Origin of the sequence: Paenarthrobacter sp. RAF54_2 (assembly GCF_052113945.1) — a bacterium.
Lineage (GTDB): Bacteria > Actinomycetota > Actinomycetes > Actinomycetales > Micrococcaceae > Arthrobacter.
On record NZ_JBFRDV010000013.1, the window covers coordinates 210,692 to 230,943 of the forward strand.

22 protein-coding genes are annotated in these 20,252 nt (G+C 60.0%); 8 read left to right on the forward strand and 14 right to left on the reverse strand.

The genetic code is table 11. The annotated features are described in order from the left end of the window. Positions 1–60: 60 nt before the first annotated feature. The 6 genes from AB4Y87_RS14965 to AB4Y87_RS14990 form a co-directional block, all read right to left on the reverse strand. The gene (locus AB4Y87_RS14965) at positions 61–1,278 is read right to left on the reverse strand and encodes a serine hydrolase domain-containing protein (RefSeq protein WP_442005114.1); all 1,218 of its coding nucleotides are present in this window, start codon (positions 1,276–1,278) and stop codon (positions 61–63) included. Between the two features lie 3 nt (positions 1,279–1,281). Beyond that, positions 1,282–2,097, reverse strand: coding sequence for an ABC transporter ATP-binding protein (locus AB4Y87_RS14970; RefSeq protein WP_442005115.1), 816 nt, complete (start codon positions 2,095–2,097; stop codon positions 1,282–1,284). Then, positions 2,094–3,044 (reverse strand): ABC transporter ATP-binding protein, encoded by a 951-nt coding sequence (locus tag AB4Y87_RS14975; RefSeq protein WP_442005116.1) that lies wholly within the window; start codon positions 3,042–3,044, stop codon positions 2,094–2,096. Before AB4Y87_RS14975 ends, AB4Y87_RS14970 begins: the two co-directional genes overlap by 4 nt. Next, positions 3,041–3,955 (reverse strand): ABC transporter permease, encoded by a 915-nt coding sequence (locus AB4Y87_RS14980; RefSeq protein ID WP_442005117.1) that lies wholly within the window; start codon positions 3,953–3,955, stop codon positions 3,041–3,043. Before AB4Y87_RS14980 ends, AB4Y87_RS14975 begins: the two co-directional genes overlap by 4 nt. After that, positions 3,952–4,968, reverse strand: coding sequence for an ABC transporter permease (locus AB4Y87_RS14985; RefSeq protein WP_442005118.1), 1,017 nt, complete (start codon positions 4,966–4,968; stop codon positions 3,952–3,954). The genes AB4Y87_RS14980 and AB4Y87_RS14985 overlap by 4 nt, the downstream gene beginning before the upstream one ends. A 91-nt stretch (positions 4,969–5,059) precedes the next feature. Beyond that, entirely contained in the window at positions 5,060–6,652 is a 1,593-nt protein-coding gene (locus AB4Y87_RS14990) for an ABC transporter substrate-binding protein (RefSeq protein WP_442005119.1), read from the reverse strand. Positions 6,653–6,755: 103 nt separating this feature from the next. Here AB4Y87_RS14990 and AB4Y87_RS14995 point away from each other — a divergent pair, with 103 nt between their 5' ends. Then, on the forward strand, positions 6,756–7,643 hold the full coding sequence (locus AB4Y87_RS14995; RefSeq protein WP_442005120.1) for a LysR substrate-binding domain-containing protein: 888 nt from the start codon (positions 6,756–6,758) through the stop codon (positions 7,641–7,643). 8 nt (positions 7,644–7,651) lie between these two features. Here AB4Y87_RS14995 and AB4Y87_RS15000 read toward each other — a convergent pair whose 3' ends face one another. Beyond that, positions 7,652–8,254 carry a TetR/AcrR family transcriptional regulator gene (locus tag AB4Y87_RS15000; protein WP_442005121.1) on the reverse strand — a complete coding sequence of 201 codons (603 nt, stop codon included), beginning with the start codon at positions 8,252–8,254 and terminating at the stop codon, positions 7,652–7,654. A 117-nt stretch (positions 8,255–8,371) separates the two neighbouring features. Here AB4Y87_RS15000 and AB4Y87_RS15005 point away from each other — a divergent pair, with 117 nt between their 5' ends. The 3 genes from AB4Y87_RS15005 to AB4Y87_RS15015 all read left to right on the forward strand — a co-directional run bounded on the left by AB4Y87_RS15005 (position 8,372) and on the right by AB4Y87_RS15015 (position 11,050). Next, on the forward strand, positions 8,372–9,292 hold the full coding sequence (locus AB4Y87_RS15005) for a carbon-nitrogen hydrolase family protein (protein ID WP_442005122.1): 921 nt from the start codon (positions 8,372–8,374) through the stop codon (positions 9,290–9,292). Further along, positions 9,282–10,709: an APC family permease gene (locus AB4Y87_RS15010; RefSeq protein WP_442005123.1), complete on the forward strand. Its 1,428-nt coding sequence runs from the start codon at positions 9,282–9,284 to the stop codon at positions 10,707–10,709. Before AB4Y87_RS15005 ends, AB4Y87_RS15010 begins: the two co-directional genes overlap by 11 nt. Before the next feature lie 110 nt (positions 10,710–10,819). Further along, positions 10,820–11,050 carry a hypothetical protein gene (locus AB4Y87_RS15015; protein WP_442005124.1) on the forward strand — a complete coding sequence of 77 codons (231 nt, stop codon included), beginning with the start codon at positions 10,820–10,822 and terminating at the stop codon, positions 11,048–11,050. Positions 11,051–11,078: 28 nt separating this feature from the next. Here AB4Y87_RS15015 and AB4Y87_RS15020 read toward each other — a convergent pair whose 3' ends face one another. The 7 genes from AB4Y87_RS15020 to AB4Y87_RS15050 are packed head-to-tail and all read right to left on the reverse strand — an operon-like array spanning position 11,079 to position 16,534. Then, complete coding sequence (locus AB4Y87_RS15020; protein WP_442005125.1) at positions 11,079–12,146, reverse strand: LLM class flavin-dependent oxidoreductase; 1,068 nt, start codon at positions 12,144–12,146, stop codon at positions 11,079–11,081. Beyond that, positions 12,146–12,403, reverse strand: coding sequence for a tautomerase family protein (locus tag AB4Y87_RS15025; protein ID WP_442005126.1), 258 nt, complete (start codon positions 12,401–12,403; stop codon positions 12,146–12,148). The genes AB4Y87_RS15020 and AB4Y87_RS15025 overlap by 1 nt, the downstream gene beginning before the upstream one ends. Before the next feature lie 5 nt (positions 12,404–12,408). Further along, entirely contained in the window at positions 12,409–13,896 is a 1,488-nt protein-coding gene (locus tag AB4Y87_RS15030; protein ID WP_442005127.1) for an aldehyde dehydrogenase, read from the reverse strand. Continuing rightward, the gene (locus tag AB4Y87_RS15035; protein ID WP_442005128.1) at positions 13,886–14,626 is read right to left on the reverse strand and encodes an alpha/beta fold hydrolase; all 741 of its coding nucleotides are present in this window, start codon (positions 14,624–14,626) and stop codon (positions 13,886–13,888) included. Before AB4Y87_RS15035 ends, AB4Y87_RS15030 begins: the two co-directional genes overlap by 11 nt. Before the next feature lie 12 nt (positions 14,627–14,638). Beyond that, positions 14,639–15,193, reverse strand: a complete 555-nt coding sequence (locus AB4Y87_RS15040; protein ID WP_442005129.1) for an amino acid synthesis family protein — start codon at positions 15,191–15,193, stop codon at positions 14,639–14,641. After that, entirely contained in the window at positions 15,190–15,798 is a 609-nt protein-coding gene (locus tag AB4Y87_RS15045; RefSeq protein WP_442005130.1) for an amino acid synthesis family protein, read from the reverse strand. The genes AB4Y87_RS15040 and AB4Y87_RS15045 overlap by 4 nt, the downstream gene beginning before the upstream one ends. A 55-nt stretch (positions 15,799–15,853) precedes the next feature. Continuing rightward, entirely contained in the window at positions 15,854–16,534 is a 681-nt protein-coding gene (locus tag AB4Y87_RS15050; RefSeq protein WP_442005131.1) for a GntR family transcriptional regulator, read from the reverse strand. 140 nt (positions 16,535–16,674) lie between these two features. On the opposite strand from AB4Y87_RS15050, the gene AB4Y87_RS15055 reads away from it, so the two are divergent. From AB4Y87_RS15055 to AB4Y87_RS15070, 4 genes are all read left to right on the forward strand, one after another. Next, positions 16,675–17,613 carry a flavin reductase gene (locus AB4Y87_RS15055; RefSeq protein ID WP_442005132.1) on the forward strand — a complete coding sequence of 313 codons (939 nt, stop codon included), beginning with the start codon at positions 16,675–16,677 and terminating at the stop codon, positions 17,611–17,613. 100 nt (positions 17,614–17,713) lie between these two features. Continuing rightward, a complete protein-coding gene (locus AB4Y87_RS15060; RefSeq protein ID WP_442005133.1) occupies positions 17,714–19,144 on the forward strand; it encodes a purine-cytosine permease family protein in 1,431 nt (476 codons plus the stop codon). A gap of 104 nt (positions 19,145–19,248) precedes the next feature. Then, positions 19,249–19,728 carry an NUDIX domain-containing protein gene (locus AB4Y87_RS15065; RefSeq protein ID WP_442005134.1) on the forward strand — a complete coding sequence of 160 codons (480 nt, stop codon included), beginning with the start codon at positions 19,249–19,251 and terminating at the stop codon, positions 19,726–19,728. Between the two features lie 80 nt (positions 19,729–19,808). Continuing rightward, on the forward strand, positions 19,809–20,252 hold a 444-nt coding region (locus AB4Y87_RS15070; protein ID WP_442005141.1), incomplete at its 3' end, for an aldehyde dehydrogenase family protein.

Sequence of the window (20,252 nt, forward strand, 5' to 3'; positions counted from 1 at the left end):
TACCTTGCGGGAAAGACTGTTCGCGAACCAGAGACTGAACTCCGCTACGCCGAATGCAAGTCAGCTAGCACTCTTGCGTTCCAGGATGTTGACCATTTGCCTGAAACCTTCAGCATGAGTCTGGCTGAGTTCGAGCGCGACCGGTTGTGGGCAGGAGGAGAACTTCGCAATAACAGTGTCGCTGACAGGGTCAATCCAGATGAATTGGCCGTGGATCCCAGCAGCGTAGACCGTGCCTCGGGCATCTCCGGGTACCCACCATTGGTTTCGGTATGAGCCGTTGGGGTGGACCTGCTGGTAGGCGGTTCCGCGGGCCAGTTGCGGGTCTCCACCGCGCATCGTCTCTTTGATCCACCATGATGGGACTAGCGTTTGCCCGTTGGCTTTCCCCTCGTCCAGCATTAGCTGTCCGATCCTGGCCATGTCCCGTGCGGTGCAGGCGATTCCTCCGTTCGCAAATGCGAACCCACCGGAATCGGTGGTGATGAGTGCATCATCGCTGGTCCCAAGCCGGGACCATAGTTCGTCCGAGAGAACTTCGGCGTATCGCTTTCCGGTGACGTTCTCAATGATCCACGCGAGCACGTCTGTACTGGCCGAGCAGTACTGGAAGGATCTGCCGTGCTCGCCGTCAGGTTGGAGACGCGTGAGGAATTCGTAGGTGTCCCTTGAATCTGTCTCGAGCTTTGGACGCCAGCCGGCGACCCTGTCCTGCTGCTGGACTTCAGCGTCTGCATCCAGGTAGTTCTCGCTGTAGCGAACGGCGGCGGTCATGTCGAGCACTTGGCGGACGGTCGCGTTTCCGTAGGCGCTTTCCTTCAGCGCCGGCACGTAGTGGCGGACACTTTGTTGGGTATCTATGAGTTCCTGGCCTACCAGGATGCCCATGGTGAGCGCGCAGATGGATTTGGAAACAGACATCAGGACGTGCCGGTCGTGCGGCTGGAAAGCCCCAAAGTAGCGTTCCATGACCACGTTCCCGTGCTGGAGGACCACGATGGCATCTGTGTGCGTGGATTCCAGGAACTGGTCAACACTGCGCCATTTCTCTGCGTGTTCGGTGGTGACTGGAGCGATTCCAGTAGGGGGCTGGGATGAGCTGTCCCGACGGATCGTTGCGGTGGTGATGAGTTCACTAATGTGAGCGAAGCCCCATCGGTTGAATGGACTTTCCTGCCAGTTGTCCAGGGTGACGTATCCGTTGAAGTCCTGGCCGGTGTAGCGGTCGATCTTACCGGGATTCGTAAGGAGGAAACCACTTGCTGTTGTCTCTAGCATGTTCTAGTCGCTGCCTTGCGTGTTAAGGGTGTGGGTGTTTGCAATCTCCGGTTGGCCATGCCCTGGGGCCGCCTCGAGGAGTTTGCGAGTGTAGTCGTGCTGTGGGTTGGTGAAGATCCGCTCGGCTGGTCCGCTTTCTACGATCTTTCCGGTCTTCATGACCGCAACGTCATCGCTAAGGTAACGGACGACGTCAAGATCGTGAGAGATCAGCAGATACGTCAACCCTTTTTGTTGCTGCAGGTCCTGGAGCAGGTTCAAAATTTGGGCCTGGACGGAAACATCAAGGGCGCTGGTGGGTTCATCCAGGATCAGGAGACGGGGCGAGGTGGCCAGAGCGCGTGCTATGCCGACGCGTTGGCATTGTCCTCCGGAGAGTTGGTGTGGGAGCCTGTGTGCGTGTTCGGCTCCCAGCCCGACCTCGTCAAGCAGATTGTTTACTCTTGCTTGGAGCCTCTGCCCCTTCAGGGAAGTGTGGGTCCGTAGTGGCTCTGCCACTGAAGCCCCGATGGTCATGCGTGGGTTCAAGGCCGCCACGGGATTCTGCAGTACTATTCCCATTCGCGAACGGACAGTGCGCAGTGCCTTGGGTGCGAGCATGCCGAGGTCTTGTCCTTCAAAGATGGCCCGCCCGGATGTTGACCGCATTAACTGCATGGCACAGCGGGCCAGGGTACTTTTGCCAGAGCCGGATTCTCCGACCAGGCCGTAGACGGTGCCTTCCTGGATGTTGAGGGAGACGTCGTCGACTGCGGTGAAGACTCTTCTATGGTGCGGGAACGTTTTGACGATGTTTTCGAGGGTGAGAACGTTGGTCATAGTTCGGCTTCCTGGAGGCAGGCGACTGCCTGGTGTGGTCCTGTCTCGGTGAGGAGCGGGTCGGTGAGGGAGCAGTCGGTGACTGCATGCAAGCAACGGTTTCTGAAGGCGCACCCGGTGAGGGAGAGGAGGTTTCCCGGCACTGTTCCAGGGATGGCATTCAGTCGCTGGCCGTGTGTTCGCCCTGCTGGGAGGGCGCCCAGGAGGCCGCGGGTGTATGGGTGGCGTGGGTTGTTCATGACGGCTTCCACAGTTCCGGTTTCGATCACCCTGCCGGCGTAGAGGACCGCCACCCGGTCACATACATCGCGAATGATGCCAAGGTTATGGCTGATGAGCAGCACACCGAACCCAAACTTGTGCCGGAGTTCGTCAATCAGGACCAAAATTTGCCGGGCGACAGTGACGTCCAGGGCCGTCGTCGGCTCATCCAGTATCAACAGCCGGGGCTGGCGCAGCAGAGCCATGGCAATCATGGCCCGCTGCAGCATCCCGCCGGACAATTGATGCGGATAACTGCGGTAGACACGTTCGGGGTCGGGAAGGCCGACCAGGCTCAGGTGTCGTATGATTTCAACTTTGCCTTTGGGCCTTGAGATCTGTCGGTGCCGGCTCAGGACATCGCTGAGTTGGCGGCCAAGCGTGAAGACGGGGTTGAAGGCAGTTCCGGGGTTTTGGAACACGATGGCCACTGGCCCGCCTGGTTCCGAGGAGGCGTGTAAGGGATCATTGCTGATGCTCACTTGCCCCGTGCGCCGTGCACCGCGGGGAAGGATCCCCAAGGCTGCAAGTCCTGTGAGGGACTTACCGCAGCCCGTTTCACCTACCAGGCCGAGGATTTCACCCGCGGAAACATCAAGGTCGATACCGCGGACGGGGCGGTTGCTAACCTTCCCCCGGTCGGTGAATTCGACGTTTAGGTCGCGGATGCTAAGTACATGTGTCATCGCTTTACCTGCCTGGGGTCAAGGAGGTCGCGCAGCGAATCTCCGAGGAGGTTGAATCCCAGGACGGCCACAAAGATGGCCAGCCCCGGAAAGGTGGCTATCCACCAGGAGCTGAATATAAGTCCTCGTCCTTCGGCGACCATCAGGCCCCAGTCGGGCAAGGGCGGCTGAGTTCCAAGACCGATGAATGCCAGGGATCCGGCGGCCAGGATCACAGTACCGATGTCAACGGTTGCTTGGACGAGGATGGGCGTCATGCAGTTGCGAAGTATGTGGCGGCTGATGATGAGCAGTTGCGGAATGCCCATGGCGCGGGCTGCTTCGACGTAGGAGCGTTCCCGAAGGGATTTTGCTTCCGCTCGCACAAGGCGCGCATACCAGGGCCACCAGCTGATGGCCAAGGCGATGCCGGCGTTGGTCAGGCTGGGCCCAAGAATCGCAACGGTCACCATCGCCAGGAGCAGAGGCGGGAAGGCCTGGAAGATCTCGGTCACACGCATCAAGGCTTCGTCAAGCCAGCCACCGCAATACCCGGCGACAGCGCCGAGGGGAATGCCGATGAGGGCAGCGGCCGCGACAACGACGGAAGATATGGTGAGCGCCGGGTTCGCGCCCATGATGATGCGGCTGAGAACGTCACGACCGAGTTGATCGGTGCCTAGCCAGTTTAAGGCGTTGGGGGCGAGGTTTCGGGCGGAGGCATTGGTCGCACCCATTCCCTGATCAGGGAAAGGTGCCAGCCATTGCCCGAAAACAGCCAGGATTACGAGAAGGATAATGATCATGGCGCCGACGGCGGCCAAACGGTCACGGCCCAGCGTCTGTTTGAGTAGCTTGATCGGTGTGAGGGTTCGTTGTTCTCCGGTCGTTCCGGAAAGGCTAGGGGCGGCGATTTGGGTGGTGGGGCTCATGACATGCTCACTCTGGGGTCGATTCGGGATTGCAGGATGTCCACCAGAAGGTTGGCCAGCAGGTAGGCTGTGGCGCCCATGAGTGTAATTGCCATGATGGCCGGGTAGTCCACTGCAAGCATGGAGGATGTAGCGAACTGCCCGATCCCTGGCCAGTTGAAGACAGCTTCGACGAAGAAGGTTCCGGTCAGGGCGTAGGCTGCAGCCATTCCGGCGATGGACAGGACGGGTGGCAGAGCATTTTTCAGGGCGAGGCGCCACCGGATGGCGGACTCCCTTAGACCGTAGGCCCGGGCGGTGAAGATGTAATCCTGGTTCATGACATCGAGCATGGCGGCCCTTGTCATTCGTGCAACGAGTCCGAGAGGGTATGCGGCCAGGGTGAGGGCCGGCAGGATCATGTGCTGCAACCCGTCGGTGAAGGCCACGCCGTTGCCGGTGATCATGCTGTCTAACAGGGGAAGACCGGTCACGTGACTAATGGGGTTGGAGTATTTGATGGAGTTGCTGAATTGCCCCGTTGCTGGAAGTATTCCCAGCCCCCCAACGAACAGGAGTTGAAGGAGCAGTCCGAGCCAGAAGGCCGGCACTGAAATCCCTCCGATAGAGAGGAAACGGATTGCTCCGTCGAGGAATCCGCCGGGGCGGCGGGAGGCCACCACGCCAAGGATGATCCCCGCCATAACAGCCAGGACTATGGCAAACCCGATGAGTTCCAATGTGGCCGGAAGGCGGGTGAACAGCTCGTCCAATACGGGGCGTTTTGTGGCAAGAGAATGCCCCCAGTCACCGGTGACCAGGTTCCTCAAGTATTCGAAGTACTGAATGAATATGGGACGATCAAAACCCAGCTCTTGGCGGACCCGGTCAAGCTCGGCCGGTGGGGCCTTTGGACCGGCATAAATGACGGCAGGGTCGCTGGGAACGATACGGGATAGTACGAAGACGATCGCTGTGAGCACGGCGAGAACCAGCACCGATGTGATGAGCCGTCTGAGGACGAAGCGCAACATGGTTCTCCTTATCTTGGTGATGGAATGAAGGTCAGGACAGGGGAGACGCGGCCCGGTTCAACGAGCCCGGGCCGCGTCTCTGAAGGGACAGCTAGGCAGAGGGTTTGATGGATGCAAAGAACACTGTGAAGGGATAATTTTCGTTGAACTGGGAAATGTTCAGTCCAGTGGGAACTACGGAGACTGCGCGGGCATCGTAGAGGAACGCCGCAGGTGCTTCCTTATAGAGGAGCTGCATGGCTTCCTCATAGAGGTCCTGGGCTGCAGACCTGTCCGTTCCTGTCAGTGTTGCCGCCTTATCCACCAATGCGTCGTATTCGGGGGATTTCCAGTAGCTCAAGTTGAAGGATGGCTTTTCGCTGGAATGGAACATTGTGGTGAGGTTGTCACTGCCGGCGTCGCTGTAGGTCGGCCAGTAGTACAACACAAAAATGTCCTGAGCTGTTGCGGGATCGGCCTTGGCGGCATCCCACTGCTGATTGAACAACTGGGCCTTGACGTCGACTTCCACACCGATCTTGGCGAACGCATCCTTGATCAGTGGCACAAAGCGGGCTTCCGCAGGGTTTTCGGAGGCATAGCTAAGAGTGAGCTTCAGGCCGTCGGCATGACCAGCTGAGGCCAACAGTTGCTTGGCCTTTTCCAAGTCTTGGGAGTACTGCGGGACATCCTCGCTGTAGGGGAATATGCCCTTGGGAGCAGGGCCGTGGGACTGCGTACCGTAGCCCTGCCCTCCGACGTCGATGATCTCCTTGTACGGAATTGCGTAGCTGAGCGCGCGGCGGACCTCCGGGTCATTCAGCGGTGCACGGCTGGTGTTAAACATGGCCAGGAAGTTGAAGGGTGAGTTGAAGTCTTTCACCGTGAACTTCGGATCGTTAGCCAGCGTCTTGGCGTTTTCCACGGGGATGCTGGTCGCATAATCGACCTCTCCTGCGGTCAACATTTGCTGGGCCGTTACCGCATCCGGAGTGATGGAGATGTCCACAACGTCGAAATGCGGGGCCTCTTCTTTGTTCCAGTGGGCATCGAACCTTTTCAGCACGACCTCAGAGCCGGGTTTGTAGGAGTCGATGGTGTACGGTCCGGAGCCCGCGTCAATTCCGGCATCAAAGTACTTCTCGTCCTTGGCCGATGCCGCCAGGGCTTTGGGGGAAACGATCCAGGCGCCATAGGTGGAGGAAGCTACGAGGTCCATCGGGGCAGCGTATTTAAGATTGATAGCGACAGTTGAGTCGTCAGGGGTTTCAATGCTCTCTACCGGCGCCCAGATGAAGGATGCTGCTGCCMGCTCCCTGGCGGCATCAATGCTGGCCTTGACCGCTGCAGCATTGATGGGCTCGCCGTCGTGGAAAGTTGCGCCTGAACGGATCTTAAAGGTCCATGCCTTTCCGTCCTCGCTGGCGCTCCAGGACTCGGCGATGGCCGGCTTGAATTCTTCGGCGGAGCCTTCCGGGTTCTTCCATAGCAAGGGCTCATAGATGTTTCCCAGGTATAGCGCCTCGGTTGAAAAGGAACGCACGGGATCCCATGTGGTTATGGCAGCAGACGCGGCGACCGTGAACACATCCGGCTTTGAAGGTGCATCCGGAGAGGGAGTGCAGCCTGCTGAGCCTAAAGCGAGAACGACTGTGGCGGCCGTAGCGAAGACGGTCCGAGCCGGGGTTGGAAATGAGAGTGCCAAGAGAGACTCCTTGAAGAAGGGGGGAATTGTGACGAGTCTAACTAGGCGACACTATGCCTGGGAAATGCCTATGATGGGTAGAACCAATACCTTGGAGGCATAGGTGGACCTAAGGCACCTGACATATTTCCTGAGCATCGTTGATGAAGGATCCATCAATGCTGCGTCACGCTCTTTGATGGTGGCCCAACCATCTTTATCCCGGCAGCTTCGTTCGTTGGAGAAGGACCTCGGGCTGACCCTCTTCGATAGATCAGCAGCAAAATTGTCACTGACCGCTGCGGGCACTGCATTTCTGCCCATCGCCAAGGATCTGGTCACTCGCGCCGCCCAAGCCAAATCATCCGCACGTGCAATGGCCGGGGGATCAGTGCAACGGCTGACGATAGCGGCAGCCTCTGCCACCATCGCCGACATCATCGCCCCCTTCATTGTTTCGCAGGGGCCAGATGGAGTCCTTACCAATGTTGTCGAGGCAACCCCTGAGTTTGTCTACGATGCGTTGCAGGAAGGTAAGGCTGACTTTGCGCTGGGAACAAAGCCACCGCCATCCGAGCTTGAATCAGTTGTAGTGGGGAGGGCGTTCCTTTGGGCGCAGTGCAACGCCGAACACCCACTCGCCGGGCGGGAGAAAATCAGCCTCCAGGAACTCGTGCAATGGCCGCTCATAACCATGACAACCGATTTTGGTGTCCGAACAATGTTCGATGATGCTGTTAGCGCCGAAAGTCTCACGTATAAAGCCGAATTTGAAGTACGCTCCGCCCGGGTCGGCCAAGCGCTAGCGGCCGCAGGCAAAGGCATCTGTGTGCTCTCGGATGATCCGGGCTTTGGAGTGCATGCCATGCCCATGACTCATCGCGGAAAGGATCTGGTGTTCACGCTCTTCGGCGTGTGGAATCCGCTGCATTTCGCCGCACCTGCGATAGGGGAGTGCCTGAACAACCTTTCACGTTTCACATCGGACCTGTATCCGGCCACTCGAACATAGAAGGGACCTCACTCCCTTGTCTTGGTTTTCACCATGGTCCTCGCGTAGCTGATCAGAAACTCGTACTCGTCGTCCGGTGTCAGGTCACCGAGGAGCACGTCCATTACAAGGCCGTCCTCGAGGGCTACGAAGCTCCGGGCCAGGAATCCGGCGTGGGCCGACAGGGTGAAAGTATCCTCCTGCGCGCCTCGTTCCAGGATCCCCTTGTAGAGGTTCGTTTGGCGCTCCACGAACGCCATCTGCTGTCGGGCGGCTGCTTCGTTGCGCAGATAAACCGGGATCAGTTCCACGAGGATCCGGGATGCTGTTTCGCTTTCCCCTGGCCAAGGGACGCCGGAATGGATGCAGGCCCTGAGCTGCGCTTCAGGTCCGCTCTCAGCTTGGATGCGAGCCTCCCTCCGGTCACAGTACTCCGTAACGCCTTGGTGGAAGACTTCGCTGAAGAGCTCGTCAACGTCGCGGTAGTAATACAGCACTGCAGCTGGGGTGACACCGGCTTCGTTTGCAATGTCGGAAAGGCGGGCCGCTGATGAGCCCCTGTCCAGGAGGACTCGCCCAGCCGCTGCTACGAGTTGATCCCTGCGTTCTGTCTGGTTCCGTGGTCTTGCCATGATCTCAATGCTTTCACACCGCGCTCAAGGTGAGCCTTGACACACCCAGGTTCCTTAATTAATCTTTAATTAATCTTTATTTAAGAAACTCGCTATACGCAAGGAAACCTCCCTGTCATGACTCGACTTCTCCCTCTGGCTCTTGTGCAATCACCTGCCGAGACGTTGACTGATTTTGCTGCTGGTCTCGAGCGGAAGGTCAAAGCACATGCGGTCGCCGACCTTTTCGTTTACCCGGAGCTGCACTTGAACACTGCAGATTCTCCGGGCCCTGCGGACCGGCAGGCCTTTATGGAAGCCTCGGCCGAACCTCTCGATGGCCCACGCGGGCGTACTCTTTCTGAGCTTGCCGGAGATCTCGGGATCTGGCTTTTGCCGGGCAGCGTGCTTGAACGTGGCCCGGATGGGCGCATCTACAACACCGCCGTCGTGTACTCCCCGCAAGGAAAAGCTGTAGCCGCGTATCGGAAGATCTTTCCCTGGAAACCGTACGAGACCGTTTCTTCCGGCCAAGACTTCGTAGTCTTCGATATGACTGGCTACGGCCGAGTCGGTCTATCCATTTGCTACGACGCATGGTTCCCCGAGCACAGCAGGCATCTGGCGTGGATGGGCGCGGAACTCGTCCTTAACGTTGTCCAGACCCCGACCAATGACCGCGTGCAGGAAGTGGTCATCGGGCAAGCCAACGCAATCGTCAACCAAAATTTCGTTGCCAGTGTTAACGCGGCCGGTCCGCACGGGGTTGGACGCAGTTTTCTGGTTGACCCTGAAGGCCGCGTGCGGATCTCTGCGACCGGGCCTGAAGACGCCACCCTGGTGGATGTGATCGACCTGGACCAAGTAGGAAATGTACGTCAGTATGGCACTGCGGGCGTCACCCGCCCCTGGGACCAATTCGCGGAAAATGATGACAGCATTCCGTTGCCGCTCTACGCGGGTCAGCTGGATCCCCGCCTCTGGCGGCAAACCAACTCCCCATCAAACCTGACCAACCTCAGCACTGCCCCAGCCCAAGGAACCTCCCATGTCCGCTGAGAACATCAAACTCACCCCCAAACTATCCCTGCTATCGGTGGTCGTGTTCGGCTTGGCCTATATGGCGCCGGGCATCGTCATGACGATCTTCGGTGTGATCTCCTCCACCAGCGACGGAACAGCCCCGACAGCATTCGCCCTCGCCACTGCCGCCATGCTGCTGACGGCCCTCAGCTACGCAAAAATGGCAAAGATCTTTCCGAACTCAGGTTCGGCCTACGTGTATGCGCGCCGACTACTCGATTCCCGCGTCGGCTTCCTCGTCGGGTGGGCGGTCCTCCTGGACTACCTCTTCCTTCCCACCGTGGCCTGGCTCTTCCAATCGTTCTACCTCGCAGCACAGTTTCCCGACATCCCCGTTTGGGCCTGGCTCGCCTTGAATGCAGGACTGACAACGATCATCAACGTCACGGGCATCGTGCTCACCGACCGTGTCAATAAGACGCTGACCCTCCTGGTGGTTACCCTCATCGGGATCTTCATCGCCTACTGCCTGGCCTACCTCGGTGGAAACCCGCCGTCCTCGTTCACGGACCCCTTCTGGAATAGTGCGACGACGGTAGGCGGCGTCGCCGCGGCTGCGGCCATCGCTGCCTACGCCTTCCTGGGATTCGACGCCGTCAGCACACTCAGCGAAGAAACCAAAGACGCCGAGCGCAATATTCCGCGGGCTATCCTCCTGACAGTCCTCGTCGGAGGAGTACTTTTTGCCGTTGTCTCCTACATCATGCAGCTCGTTCATCCCGGCGGGGACTTTGAAGAAGCAGCCACTGCGGCATATGCGATGCAGGTTCTCGTCGGAGGGCAGTTCTACGCCAACATCACCAACATGCTGTTTATCGTCGGCGGGTTCGCGTCGGGGCTCGCCATCCAGGCCAGCACCAGCCGGCTCCTCTACGTCATGGGCCGCGACGGAGTCCTGCCCCGCCGGCTCTTCGGGCGCCTTCACCCCCGAACCAGGACGCCTATCTTCAATCTGGTCCTCGTTGGTGCCGTGGCCATGCTGGCTCTGAACATCTCCTTGGAGGTCGCAACGTCCTTCATCAACTTCGGCGCCTTCCTGGCATTCACCACCGTGAACCTCTGCGTCGTCGCCTACTTCATCCGAAGCCGTCGGCAAGGAAAAGACCTTTCGATCATTGGCTTCATCGTCCTACCAATACTCGGGGCTGCCGTCGACATCTACCTTCTAACCCAGCTCAGTCCCATCGCCATCACCATCGGCGTCTGCTGGATCGGCCTGGGCGTGCTCTACCTCGCCTTCCTCACCAAAGGATTCCGCAAAGAACCACCCGAAATGCGTCTCCACGACCGCGAGGGTCAGCCGGGCGAACCCACTAACGTTCTGCCGCCAAAGGCGGACGACACACGGGCAGCCAGGCAGAAAGCAGCCCCGGTCCAGCCCACTGAAATCTAAACCGACTAATAAAGGACGGGCCAGGGCGCGAATGCCCAGGCCCGTCCTTGCGTGGCGTGCCCAACGACTACCAATCAAAGTCGACACAAAGAGAACAAAGCAGGAGTCCAATGATCATCACGATTGAGACCGGTCGCTACTTCCACATCACAGGCCAATCCACGACAGAAATCGCCGACAGTATCGACACGGCTGTAGAGATGGCCCGCGACCACTCGGTGGCAGAAGGATGGCAGGGCATTATTGTCACCCGCCACGAGCCTGACATGTACACGGTGAACCTGAGCTCTGATGTTCCCTATGGAGTAACGGTGGAACGGGATCTCACCAGCTGGAACTAGCCCTACAGGGTGCGGACGGAAGGCGCCGCTATCTGGCCGCAGTTGCCGGGGCCTCCTGGAAAGCCGGTACAACGTGCTCGATAAAGAGTTCGAGTGAGCGCTTCTTTTCCTCATGGGAAAGGCTGTTGTCGGACCAGATGCTGAACTCCGTAACGCCCAGTGCCTCGTAGTGGCGGAGCCGTTCGATCACTTCTTCAGGGGTCCCGATCATTGCCGTTTGGTGGAGGGACTCCGGCGTGAACTCCGGACGGTCGGCGAACTTCTCTTCGGGGCTGGGCTCGAGGAAGCCGTTGGTCGGAGTGTTCTTGTTCCCAAACCAGGCGTCGAACGTCCTGTAGAACTTGTTGATGGCCTCGGCCGGGCGGCGCCAACCCTCAGGTTCGTCCGCTGAGTGGACATGCGTGTGGCGGAGCACCATAAGGTCCGGCCGGGGGACACCCGGGTTGTTTTCGACGGCGGTATCAAACTTGCGTGCGAGGTCATCGACTTCCTCGTCGCCCTTCATCAGCGGGGTCACCATGACGTTGCAGCCGTTCGCGACTGCGAATTCATGCGAGGAGATGTCGCGGGCAGCGATCCACATGGGCGGGGTCGGCTTCTGTATGGGCTTGGGGACGCTGGTGGATGTGGGGAACTGCCAGATCTCGCCGTCGTGTGCGTAGTCACCTTCCCAGAGTGCGCGCACGGCGGGAACGATTTCGCGAAGGTGCTTGCCGCCGTCCACGGCGGACATGCCTCCCATGAGGCGGTCGAACTCGAACTGGTAGGCGCCGCGGGCGAGCCCTACTTCCATCCTGCCGTTGCTGATGACATCCAGAAGTGCCGTCTCTCCCGCCACGCGGAGTGGGTTCCAGAAGGGCGCAATAATGGTCCCGGCGCCCAGCCGGATGCGTGAGGTCCGCGCCGCCAGATAGGCGAGCTGGGGCATGGGGCTGGGGGAGATGGTGTACTCCATGGAGTGGTGTTCACCGATCCAGACGGTGCTGAATCCTCCAGCTTCCGCGAGAAGGGCCAGCTCCGTCAGGTTCTCGAAGCATTCGCGGTGGGAGACGGACTCGTCCCAGCGCTCCATATGGACGAAGAGGGAAAACCGCATTAGTGACTCCTTCGTTCTGCGGCGGCGTGTGCCGGCGAATCGATGTTTGGGGCAGCTTCCTGGGCTGCTGCATTGCGTTCGGCAATGGTCTGATTGCCGCGGGACCAGTGTTCGTGCTGGATTTCGCGGATGATGACCGTGGTATTTTCGGGCAACGCGCCCACAGAGATCTCGGCGGCGCGGTGGAGCTCGTCAATGAGCGATCGGAGCTGCTCGGGGGTCCTGCCCCGGGCGATTGAGACTTCGATAAGAGGCAAGATTGTCAGCTCCTCATGATGAAGGGGTCGGCGATGGGGGATTCGTCGGTGTTGATCCAGACGCTCTTGACCCTGGTGTATTCACGGATGCTTTCCATGCCGTGTTCCACGCCCACGCCGCTGGTCTTGAAACCTTCGCGTGGTGATTGGGGAGACATGGTGCGGTAGGTGTTGACCCAGATCGTTCCTGCCTCCAGACGGCTGGCCATCCGGTGTGCCCTGGCCAGGTTGGTGGTCCAGACGCCGGCGGCGAGTCCGTACGTGGTGTCGTTGGCAAGGCGAAGTACTTCGTCCTCGGTTTCAAAGGGCATGATCGCTGCGACCGGGCCAAAAATTTCCTCCCGAACCACACGCATGGAGTTGTTCACGTCGGTAAGGACGGTTGGCTCGAAGAAGTAGCCGCCGAGGCCGGTGTCGGGTCGGCCCCCGCCGGTCAGGACAGTAGCCCCTTCAGAGACACCGAGATCCACGTAACTGGCCACCTTGTCACGTTGGTCCTGGAATGCCAACGGTCCCAGTTCAGTGGCGTCAAGCAGGGGATCGCCAATGACGATGCTGCGGGCGCGGTTGGCAACGCGTTCGAGCAATTCGTCGTAGATGGATTTGTGGGCGAACACGCGACTTCCTGCAATGCAGGTCTGGCCGGCGGCAGCGAATATGCCAGCTACTACGCCCATGGAGGCGTTGGCAATGTCGGCATCGCCGAAAACAATGTTCGGGGATTTGCCGCCCAGCTCCAGCGTTGAGCCGATGAATCGGGATGCGGTTGAGGAAGCAATGCGGGCGCCTGTGGCGGTGCTGCCTGTGAAAGAGATCTTTGCCAGGCGGCGATCCTCCACCAGCGCGGCTCCGGCCTCTGCGCCGAATCCAGTAACGACGTTGATGACGCCGGGCGGGAAACCGGCTTCATCAGCCAGCGCCGCCAGGCGCAGGACGGTGGCTGAGGTGTATTCGGAGGGCTTGATGACGATGGTGTTGCCGGTCGCCAGCGCGGGGGCGAGCTTGCTCGTAGTCAGTGTCAGCGGCGAGTTCCACGGTGTAATGGCACCCACGACGCCGAGGGGTTCGCGCAGCGTGTAGTTCAGCATGGCGCGGCTTGACCCAGGTATGGTGTCGCCTTGGATCTTGTCCGCCAGGCCTGCGTAATAGTAGTAGTACTCGGGCATCGCGGCGAGCTGGGCCCGCATTTCGCGCAGGAGCTTACCGTTGTCAAGGGATTCCATTTGGGCGAGTTCGTCACCGTGCTCGCCGATCAAATCGCCGAGCCGGCGGAGGAGGTGTCCGCGCTTGGTCTGGCTCAGGTCCCGCCAGGCCGGGTTCTCGAAAGCCGCAGATGCTGCTGAAACGGCCTTGGAGACATCGGCTTCGTTGCCGCGTGCTGCGCGGTACAGGACGTCGAGGGTTGCAGGGTTGCTGCTGTCGAAGTAGTCCCCATTGGATGGCGCAACCCACTCGCCGTTAATGAAGTGTTCGTAGCGGCGTTCAGTGGACATTCGAATGCTCCTTGATGAAGGCGGTCAGCTCGTTGGCGAGCTCTTGGGGACGCTCAACGGGCATCATGTGGCGTGCCCCGCTGATGATGGAGTATGTGCAGCCAGGGATGGCCGCAGCCAGCCGTGCACTCATCTCGGGCGTTGATCCCCGGTCCAGCTCGCCCGTCACAGCAAGGGACGGAACGTTAATCCGGGGAAGCTCGGGGGCAATTTCGGCATCCGCAGTTGCGAATACCCGATAGCAGGCCAGGAAGGACTGGGGATCGTTGCGAAGCAGGACCTTTCTGGTTGCCTCGACCAATTCGGGCGTCACGGAGGATCCTTCCGGATACCAGCGGAGGATAGATGCTTCCACGGTGGCGGGAAAATCGGCGGCAGCTGAGGCCAACCGCGTCATCACTGCGGCGTGCTCGTGCGGTGTCCGGTTACATACAGATCCGACCGAAACCAGGGAGGCCACAAGATCGGGCCGGTAACGGGCCAGATGCTGGGCGACGAGGGCACCGAGCGAGAACCCCACGAGGTGGGTGTCGGGTTCGAGGTGTCCCGCGACATCCGCGGCGAGTTGGGCGAGCGTCACTCCTTCCGGTGCGGCCTGCCCCCGGCTTCCGTGGCCGAGGAGTTCAATCACTTGAGTGTCGAATTCAGGTTCGAGGAATTCACGGAGCGGCCCCCACATCGACCCGTCAAGGCCGACTCCGTGAATGAGTGCGATGCGGGCGCGGCTCACTGGGCAATCTCCTTAGTTGGCTTCGGTGCTGAAGGCGGCCAGGCGCTGCTGGGGCCGTCCCTGGGCTGCTGCTGCGAGGGCAATCACGATTTCATCGGCGTGCGGCGCATCGTTAATCCGGACTTCGATGCTTTGGTGGTGGGACCGGATGGTCGCATCAGTGATGTGCTTGAGGGGAATATCGAAGACAACACCAGCAGGGCCACGCTTTTCCACGGCCGGCAAGAGGGTGGTGGCGTTGGCAGCGTCACGGAAGTGGTTTCCGAACGCGAGGGTGTGGATGAGGCCGGAACCGTGCTCGATTTCACCGTTCAGTCCCACGATCGCAGCTTTGCCATATGCTTCGGCGGGGGAGCCGAGCGCTTCAAGCACGCGGGGAGCGAGGAGGGCCCCGATGTCCGATGCATTGCCATCGATACCGGCGGAAAGGTCCTCAACAAACCCTTGACCTGCCCACGGGTTCTTAATGATGGCTGCGACAACCGCGACCCTTGCGGTCGGGCTGACTCCCCGGCCTCCTTCAGTCAGGACGTCTTCAGTCAGGGTGACAATTTTGCGAATGCTCATGAAACAAGTTCTCCTAGGGTGTCTGCTTTGACGATGGGATCAGTGCGGCGGTCACCAATGCGGGAATGCGGCCTGGGCCCGGTTGAGGCGCCGAGGACGACGACGATCTCGTCTGGGCGCGGGGCGTCACCGATGCGTGTGGTGATGCTCTGGTAATGGGTGCGGGTGGCGGCGGCGTTCTTATGCCAGAGGGGTACCACGAGCGAGGTCCCTGCCTCTGCACGATCGTCTGCGAAGCAAATGATGGATTCGCCATCGAAGCTTTCACGGACCAGGTTGCCAAAGAACGGTGTGTGGATAAGTGCGGCGCCGTGTTCAATTTCGCCGTCGATGCCGACCAGTGCGGCCTTGCCGAACGCCTCGATGGCGTCCACGCCGCCGAGGTTGGTAGCGAGGACGTCGGTCAGTTTTCGTGCAAGCACCGGAGCGAGCTGTACTACTTCCTTGCCGAGGTCATCGCTCGCGTCGCCGCCCAGCCATGGGTTGGTGACTACGGCAGCAGCTGTTGCGCGAACCGCTGGAATGGCAGGAGAGGCACCGTTTTCGAGCAGGATTTCCTCGCTGTAGTAGACAATCTTGCGGATGCCGAGTCGTTGGTCGTTCATTGTCGGCTCTTTCCAGTAATGGTGAAGCGCATGGCTTCCTTTCGTTGTGGTTGCTTCAGCTCCGGCGGCCCGGAACCGGTTCGGTGAGGGCCTCCCTGGATGAGGCGTGAACATGGTTCCTCATGGCGGATTCGGCCCCGAAGGGGTCCTTGTGCTCGATCATGTCCAACACAGCCCGATGTTCACGCGTGGAGGCTTCGAGCCTCCCCGGGTGTTCAACCGTGCGCAGAACAAGGCGTTGGTACGCGAGCTGGTTCATGAGCCGCTCGTAGTGCTCAATAAGCTTTCGGTTGTCCGAGCCGCGCACGATCGTCCAGTGAAACTCATGGACCAGCCGGGCATAGGTGTCGGTGTCATGGGTCAGGGAAGTCATTTCGGACTCTTCCAGGTTCCGCCGCAGTATTGAGAGCTCCTTGACCTCTCCGCGTCCGGCGAGCAGGGATGCAGCGAGTCCCTCCAGGGACTCCTTGAGCTGGAAGAGCTCGATGATCTCCCTGCGCGTGGGCTCACGCACGAAAGTGCCCACCTTGGGCCGGATCTCAACCAGACCTTCATGCTGCAGCTGCTTTAGTGCTTCGCGGATAGGGGTCCGGCTCACGTCGAACTCCTGGGCCAGGAATGCTTCGGGAAGAACTGCGCCCGGAGGAAAATCCCCTCCCAGTACCAGTCTGCGGATCCGATCAAGGAGGGCGTCGCGGTCAGCCAGCGCATTCTCTACTTCCAGGTTCTCTTGCATACATGAAAGACTATGTTGCATGCATCAGCGGAGTCAACAGTAGGTCGCGAACTTTTAATAAAGCCCGGCATTACAAGGAATTTGCCAATTTTGCGTTGGCCTATTGACGTTGGCATGTGACCTGTCTTACGGTCATTGGTATGCAACAGACGCTCGAACCGCTTATCACGTCAGCTTGGCTCGCCGCTTGGGACAAGGGAGACCTTGATGCTTTGGACAGCCTCGTATCTCCCGGTTATACCCGCACCAGTAAGGCGACAGGCGCAACTGTCGACCTCGCCGGCCTCAAGTCGGAGATCGCCGCCGTTCGGGAGGCCTTCCCGGACCTGCGCACTACTGTCGATGACGTCGTCGAAGGGGACGGCACAGTCGCCGTTTTCTGGACCTCCACCGGCACCCACACCCATGAATACCTCGGCGTACCGGCCACTGGTCTGACTGTGCAGACCCGTGGCTCAAACATCCTGATCCTTCAGGACGGCAAAATACTCAACGAAACCGTGACGTGGGACGGCAGCGAACTGCTCGCCGGCCTTGGAATCCGGCCGCTGCGCGGGATTGCAGCCCCGATTGTTCCGGATGGCGACGAGTTTGCCGAATTGGACCCATCGCTGATGAAGGCTTTCAACCGCCAGTTCATTACAGGAGTTACGGTCGTGACCACAAAGGAAGGGGAGACCCCAAAGGGCCTGGCAGCCAACTCCTACTGCTCGGTCTCCCTGGAACCACCGCTGGTGCTTGTCTGTGTCCAAAAGACGTCCAGCACCTACCCGGCCCTTTTTTCTTCAAGCCATTTGGGCATCAACATTCTCGGCACGGAGCAGTTGGGCACTGTGAAGACTTTCGCTTCGAAGGCTCCTGACAAGTTCGCTGAGCTCGACTGGCACGAAGGGCCCAAGGGAAGTCCTCTGTTGGACGGCTCGGCCGCTTCCCTTGAAGCTGAAATCCAGGAACGTTTCCAAGCCAAGACCCACACGGTCTTCATCTGCAGGGTCCGCCACGCGGAAATCAGCGAAACTGCGCCGATGGTCTACAAGGCCGGGCACTTTTTCGACGGCGCTCAACTCGCCGAACTTTAGACGGCCGGCGCGGCCAACAATCCCCGACAGGAAACCAACCGCGCCGACCGAACTGCTCGTAAGCAGCGCACCGAGGTGCGCATCCAACATTAGGACAAAAATGAGCCCGGACACCATTCGCGCTGCAGAAAGCAGCATTGCCGAAGATCGCGGTTATCGCGACAGCCTCACCAAAATCGAGCCTTACGGCATCGAGCACATCCCCGACGTCGAACGCCACGGCAAACCCCGTTCCCAGTTCTTCCTCTGGTTCGCCGCCGGAATGAACTTCCCCATCGTCGTCCTGGGGTTCAGTGCCACATATTTTGGCCTGCCGTTCTGGGCTGCGGCCCTGGCGATCGTACTTGCCGGGGTGACCTCCTCGGCGGGAATGGGCTACCTGTCCGCAATGGGTGTTCGGCTGGGCGTCCCACAGCAGATGCAGGGGCGCGGTCCTCTTGGTTTCATCGGCAACCTCTTCCCGGTGGCCTACGTGAATGTCTTCGCTGGAATCGGCTGGGCCGCCGTTACAGTGATCCTCGGCGGCCAGGCGATCGCCCTGCTCACCGATATCCCCTTTTGGCTCTCGTCACTGATCCTCATGGGCATCCAGCTTGGAGTGGCCGTCATTGGCTACAACCTGATCCACTTCCTGCAGCGCATCCTGTCCTTTGTCCTGGTGATCGGGTTTGTCTTCATCACCATCGTGGCAGCGGCCAACGGACGCGTCGAGACCGACTTCAACCCCGCAGCCCTGGGCTTTAACGGCGTCGGAGGGTGGATCGTCTTCTTCGGCTGGTTCTTCTCCTTCATCGTCGCGTGGATGCCCTTTGCGTCCGACTACTCCCGTTACCTTCCCAATACAGCCGGGAACAGGCGCGGCGCCGGCTGGGCTACCATGCTGGGGAACTTCGTCACCCTTGTCTGGATGGGGATCCTCGGAACGCTCCTTGGAACGACCACCACGGCGTCGGACAGCATCGGTGCGCTGAAGGAACTTATGGGCCCTTGGGCCGCCGTCGGCCTCGGCGTCGTCGCTTTGTCCTCGTTCACGCAGAACTTCCTCAATGTCTACGGCGGTGCCATTTCCATCCAGACCATGGGCGTCCCCGTGAAGCGACACACAGCAGTAGTCTTCATCTGTGCCGCATCGTATCTCGTGGCACAGTGGGGCCAAACCGGGTTCAACGAAGGCTTTACTGCATTCCTTAACCTGACTGCCTACTGCATCGCCCCGTACGTCGCCGTCCTGGTCTGCGATTACCTGTTCGGAGGCCGACGCACCGATCGTGGGCTGCGCGAACTTTTCGATAAGAGTCGGAAGTTCGAATGGGGCTTCGTGGCTTGGGCGGCCGGCGTCGTGCTTTCCTCCCCGTTCTGGATGTCCTCGATCTATACCGGACCGATAGCCGCTGCTTTCCCGCAAATGGGTGACCTCTCCTATTACATTGGTGCGGCCATTGCTGCTGGCACCTACCTCGCGACGCATCGCCGCAGGCGTCTTTCAGGGCTGGAAATGCTCGACCGCAGCCCCGGGGCGCAAACCCTCTAACCATCAAGGTGGCAAAGGTCGGGGAGGGGTCCACCCAGGATCCTCCCCGGCCTTTGCACACCAACCTTCAAACCCCGGGCAACCGACCGCAACAGGAGCACCCGATGAGTACCGCAACACTGCAAGGGACGAGCGCGGAAGTAGACTTCACCGCAGTTTGCCCGCCCCGGGCGGTGGTGGCTGTGGTGGTTCAATGGCGCGGACGAATTGCCCTCTTCAAGCGCAGCCAGTCCGTCGGTCATGAACGCGGGCTCGGGCACTGCATCACCGGATACCTCGAACCAGCCGTCTCGCCGCTCCAGCAGGCACTGGCTGAACTCAAGGAAGAAGCAGGTCTCGCCCTCGGGGATCTCGCCAGCTTCCGGACCGGTGAACAGCTTCAAATTTCTGACTACGAAGGCAATCCGTGGCTGGTCCATACCTATACAGCCGTCAGCAAGAGGCGACGGTTAACGATCAATGACGAGCATGACACTTATCGCTGGGCTGCTCCCGGGAAGATCCGGCGGTTCTCAAATCGGGTCCCGTGGCTGGACATCGTTCTGGGGAGCCTGATGCCGGGTGCCGAAACGAATGCAGGATGATGAACGCAGCGTCGGGTCCTGGAACACAACATGAGCTACGCAATAGTAAGGAACCCTCTGTGGCCGAAAACTCTACTTTGATGATTGACCGGGAAACGAGCCTCCTCGCGTCCGTGCCCACTGGCTTGTTGATCGGCGGGCAGTGGCGGGATGCGTCCGACGGCGGCACGTTCGATGTGTACGATCCCGCCACTGGGGAGGTGCTCGCCACGCTCGCCTCGGCGACCAGCGCCGACGCGGTCGCCGCGTTGGACGCGGCCGACGCCGCCCAGGCCTCTTGGGCGCGGACCGCGCCCCGGGTCCGGGCCGAGATCCTGCGCCGGGCCTTCGATTTGGTGATTGAACGGGCTGAGGACTTCGCTTTGCTGATGACCCTGGAAATGGGCAAACCCCTGCCCGAAGCACGCGGCGAAGTGACGTACGGGGCTGAGTTCCTGCGTTGGTTCTCCGAAGAAACCGTCCGCGACTACGGCCGGTACCTCACCACGCCCGAAGGCAAGAACAAGATCCTGGTCCAGCACAAA